Annotated in this window: 1 protein-coding gene; it reads left to right on the top strand. The window is 50.7% G+C overall.

What is annotated here, in order from left to right:
- The first annotated feature begins 87 nt into the window (after positions 1–87).
- Positions 88–1,185 (top strand): COMT family class I SAM-dependent methyltransferase, encoded by a 1,098-nt coding sequence (locus tag IEV84_RS16665; protein ID WP_188495872.1) that lies wholly within the window; start codon positions 88–90, stop codon positions 1,183–1,185.
- Position 1,186: the final 1 nt, after the last annotated feature.

Genomic DNA, 1,186 nt, shown 5'->3' with positions numbered 1-1,186 from the left:
CTGCTTCTTCTCTGTCCTCTAGCTCTATCTAGCACTACCTCATCACTCTTCTACATCATCTTCACAAACCCTGCAACTTAACCCAAAATGGGTTCCACCGGCGAGACTCAGATGACTCCGACCCATGTCTCCGACGAGGAAGCCAACCTCTTCGCCATGCAACTCGCCAGCGCCTCCGTCCTCCCCATGGTCCTCAAAGCCGCCATCGAGCTCGACCTCTTGGAGATCATGGCCAAGGCCGGACCCGGCTCTTTCCTCTCCCCTAGTGATCTAGCCTCTCAGCTTCCGACCAAGAACCCCGAAGCTCCGGTCATGCTCGACCGTATGCTTCGCCTTCTGGCCAGCTACTCCATTCTAACCTGCTCATTGCGTACGCTTCCGGACGGCAAAGTTGAGAGGCTCTACTGTTTGGGACCTGTGTGTAAGTTCTTGACCAAGAATGAAGATGGCGTCTCTATTGCTGCTCTCTGCCTCATGAACCAGGACAAGGTCCTCGTCGAGAGCTGGTATCATTTGAAGGATGCAGTTCTTGATGGTGGGATTCCATTTAACAAGGCCTATGGCATGACTGCATTTGATTACCATGGAACTGACCCTAGATTCAACAAGGTCTTCAACAAGGGAATGGCTGACCACTCCACCATTACCATGAAGAAAATCCTTGAGACTTACAAAGGCTTCGAGGGCCTCAAATCCATCGTTGATGTCGGTGGCGGCACCGGAGCTGTGGTGAACATGATCGTTTCCAAGTACCCTTCGATCAAGGGCATCAACTTCGACTTGCCTCATGTTATCGAAGATGCTCCTCAATATCCTGGTGTTCAACACGTTGGAGGGGACATGTTTGTAAGTGTACCAAAGGGAGATGCAATTTTCATGAAGTGGATATGTCACGACTGGAGTGACGAGCATTGCATAAAATTCTTGAAGAACTGCTACGCTGCGCTTCCAGACGATGGCAAAGTGATTCTTGCTGAGTGCATTCTTCCTGTTGCACCAGACACTAGCCTTGCCACCAAGGGAGTTGTCCATATGGATGTGATCATGTTGGCGCACAACCCTGGCGGCAAAGAGAGGACGGAGCAGGAATTTGAAGCCCTGGCTAAGGGTTCTGGATTCCAAGGCATTCGCGTCTGCTGTGATGCTTTCAACACCTATGTCATTGAGTTTCTTAAGAAGATCTGAG

Source organism: Flavobacterium palustre, from assembly GCF_014639535.1.
In the GTDB taxonomy this organism is placed as follows: Bacteria; Bacteroidota; Bacteroidia; order Flavobacteriales; family Flavobacteriaceae; genus Flavobacterium; species Flavobacterium palustre.
Note: the sequence above shows the minus strand (reverse complement) of the source record. Positions and strands in the feature narration are given on the sequence as shown.

What these genes read in the sequence shown, in the direction of transcription:
- IEV84_RS16665 (WP_188495872.1), top strand. Translation starts at nt 88, where the DNA reads ATGGGTTCCACCGGCGAGACTCAGATGACTCCGACCCATGTCTCCGAC.